The sequence below is a fragment of the Treponema sp. R6D11 genome (genome assembly GCF_054786075.1).
Genome location: NZ_BDHD01000197.1, coordinates 1 through 3,107, shown reverse-complemented (window position 1 = coordinate 3,107; position 3,107 = coordinate 1). Strand labels below are relative to the sequence as shown.

2 protein-coding genes are annotated in these 3,107 nt (G+C 40.0%); one reads left to right on the top strand and one right to left on the bottom strand.

Features of this window, described 5'->3' with window-relative positions; genetic code table 11:
• Positions 1 to 881: 3-phosphoshikimate 1-carboxyvinyltransferase (locus tag ACYVTD_RS11055; RefSeq protein WP_461247826.1), on the bottom strand; the 881-nt coding region annotated here is incomplete at its 3' end.
• A gap of 109 nt (positions 882 to 990) precedes the next feature.
• Between ACYVTD_RS11055 and guaA the strand changes: the two genes are divergently transcribed.
• Positions 991 to 2,529, top strand: coding sequence for a glutamine-hydrolyzing GMP synthase (gene guaA, locus ACYVTD_RS11050; RefSeq protein ID WP_461247825.1), 1,539 nt, complete (start codon positions 991 to 993; stop codon positions 2,527 to 2,529).
• Positions 2,530 to 3,107: the final 578 nt, after the last annotated feature.

The following is a 3,107-nucleotide window of genomic DNA, read 5'->3' as shown; positions in this document are numbered from 1 at the left end:
GCCCCAAGTTTGTTCAGTTCTAGTATAGATTTAACTCGGTCGCTTTCTTTGATTTTTAATTTTTCTATGTTTGTGAATGTAGTATCATAATCGTTGAAACATGCAAAAACGGCTAGGGGAGGGATGATGTCGGGGGTATTGCTTGCGTTTATGACCTTTGGATTGAAATTTAATATGTTAATAATTTCTTTGTCGCCTTGCTTGGAAAAGAGGTTTAGATTATGTATTTTTATATCCGCGCCAAGAAGATTTGCTATCATGAAGAATGCGCTTTGGGAATAGTCGCCCTCGATTTCAGTGTCAGCTTTTTTATATTCGCTAGGCGTGGTTATGAATTGTTCATAGTTTCTATTTTTTGTGTATACTCCATGGCGTTCTAAAGTTTGTAGGGTTAAATCTATATATGATTTGCTAGATAGGTTTTCGACGTATATTGTATATTTTTCGTCAAGTAGTGGGAGAACAAGAAGCAGCCCAGACAGGTTTTGCGTTGTTGCGCTTGCGTCTACATATACTTCGTTTTTTTGGTATCTATAACCGGCCGTTGGTCTAGAAAATTTTTTGAATTTTATATTGCCTTTATAAATCTTATCGAACTCTTTTAAGATGCGATATGTTGTTCCAGAATCTTTGCAATCAAGGACTGCATCATCAGTTTTATTGAAAATTTCTCCGCACGAGCAATTTATAATGTTATCTTTAATGCTGATTTCTGCGCCTAGCACTTTTAAGCAATCAATCGTTGTTTGGATATCTGTAGAAATGGCGTTGACGCCTTTTATAGTGGAATTTTCATGTGAAAGGCATCCGGCAATAAGCTCGCGGTGTAGGATGGATTTTGATGGCGGAGCTGTGATGCTACCTTTTAAATTTGATGGCATAATAGTTATCATTGGAGATATTATATAACAAATGAAGTCGATTGTCAATCCTTGACTTTTATGGGATTATAATATATAATATCTCTAACATAACTAAGGAGAAAATAATATGCATGAGCAAGTTTTAGTTTTGGATTTTGGCGGACAGTATAATCAGTTGATTGCGCGGAGAGTGCGCGATTTAAACGTATATAGCACACTTTTGCCTTTCGATACATCTATAGAAGAAATCAAAAAATTAAAACCTAAGGGCATTATATTCACAGGTGGGCCAGACGTCGCGACTGACGAAGGTGCGCCGATATGCGATAAAGAGATATTTGAACTTGGGATACCTGTTTTGGGTATTTGCTATGGAATGCAATTAACTGCGCATGTTTTAGGCGGCGAGCTTGAGCGCGCGAAAGATAGGGAGTATGGGAAAATTAGCTTAGAGACTGTTGGGAAATCTAAACTATTCAAAGATGTTGATAAAAAATCTATTTGCTTTATGAGCCATACTTATCAAGTTAGCAAGATGCCGGCAGGGTTTTTCGAGACTGCGAAAACTAATTCGTGCAAGAATGCTGCGATGGAGAACATTGATAGGGCGATATATGGCGTGCAATTTCATCCGGAAGTGACGCACACTGAGGCAGGCGGCAAAATTATTGAAAATTTCTTGTTCGAGATATGCAAGTGTGCCGGTGATTGGAAGATGGGAGATTACGCGAGCGAAACGATCGAAAACCTGAAAGAAAAAATCGGCGATGGGAAAGTTTTATGCGCGTTATCTGGCGGCGTTGATAGCTCGGTTGCTGCTGTATTGCTATCGAAAGCTGTTGGGAAGAATTTGACGTGTGTGTTCGTCGATCACGGGCTATTGCGCAAAAACGAGAGCGAGGAAGTGGAAGAAATTTTCGGCGCGTCCGGCGATTATGATTTGAATTTCATTAGAGTTGATGCTAGAGATAGGTTTTTGAAAAAGCTCAAAGGCGTTGAAGAACCGGAACAAAAACGTAAGATAATCGGCGAGGAGTTCATTAGAGTTTTTGAAGAAGAGGCGAAAAAAATCGGCGAGGTGGATTATCTCGTGCAGGGGACTATTTATCCCGACGTTATCGAGAGCGGGATAGGTAAATCGGCGGTTATCAAGAGCCATCACAACGTCGGCGGGTTGCCGGATGTTGTTTCGTTCAAGGAAATCGTTGAGCCGCTTAGATTGCTATTCAAAGATGAGGTTAGAAGGCTTGGGCTAGAGCTTGGCATACCGGAATTTTTGGTGTATCGTCAGCCATTCCCAGGACCAGGGCTTGGCATTAGAATTATTGGCGATGTGACAGCGGAAAAGATTAGAATAACGCAAGAAGCGGACTTTATATATAGAGAAGAATTGGCAAATGCGGGAGTTGATAAAGAGCTTAACCAATTTTTTGCTGGGCTGACAAATGTGCGTAGCGTTGGCGTTATGGGTGATGAACGGACGTACGATTATGCTATCGCGCTTCGTGCTGTACAGACGACCGACTTTATGACGGCGAACGCGGCGGATATCCCGTTTGATGTTTTGGAACGGATTACAAACAGGATAATTAACGAGGTTAAAGGAGTTAACCGTGTATTCTACGATTGCACGAGTAAACCTCCGGCGACAATAGAATTTGAGTAGGAACTGAACGGTTTATAGGTATGAAATAAAAAAGCCTTCTGTTGATGCAGCCGGCAATTTTATCTAAATTTGTGTATTCAAGACTTGTTGCAATTGAAGAGGTAAGGAATTCGCGAGGTTCCTGTTATCGCTATACATTATCTAATGTATTACCCACTTTAGCATTTTAATGACTTCTCAGTCGTGTGCCCGGTGATTTTAATCAATATGTATATCATCAACTATACAATTCTTGACAAGGCATCTCACTTTAGCTGTTTTAGTTCAGCTGAATTCCCTGCGAGCAGGAGCCTTAAGCATCGATATTACATGAAAACAGGCAAGTTCAAAAGTTTGGTCAAAGTAACCAACTCCTTAAAAGAATTTGCCATTTAGGCTAAGTTTATTCTATCATAAGAGCTAGAATTTGTCAATGATGAATAATTCAAAAAACTCTTGCGGTGGATGCAAGAGTTTTGTTTTTTTCTAGGGTATATTCTATTATATGCTTTTATGTGCATTGATGCTTTTTGTTTAAAACGGTTGGATTGGTACTGGGAAAGTTGGCATTACGCCGACAGGACCTGAGTTTGTTCTGC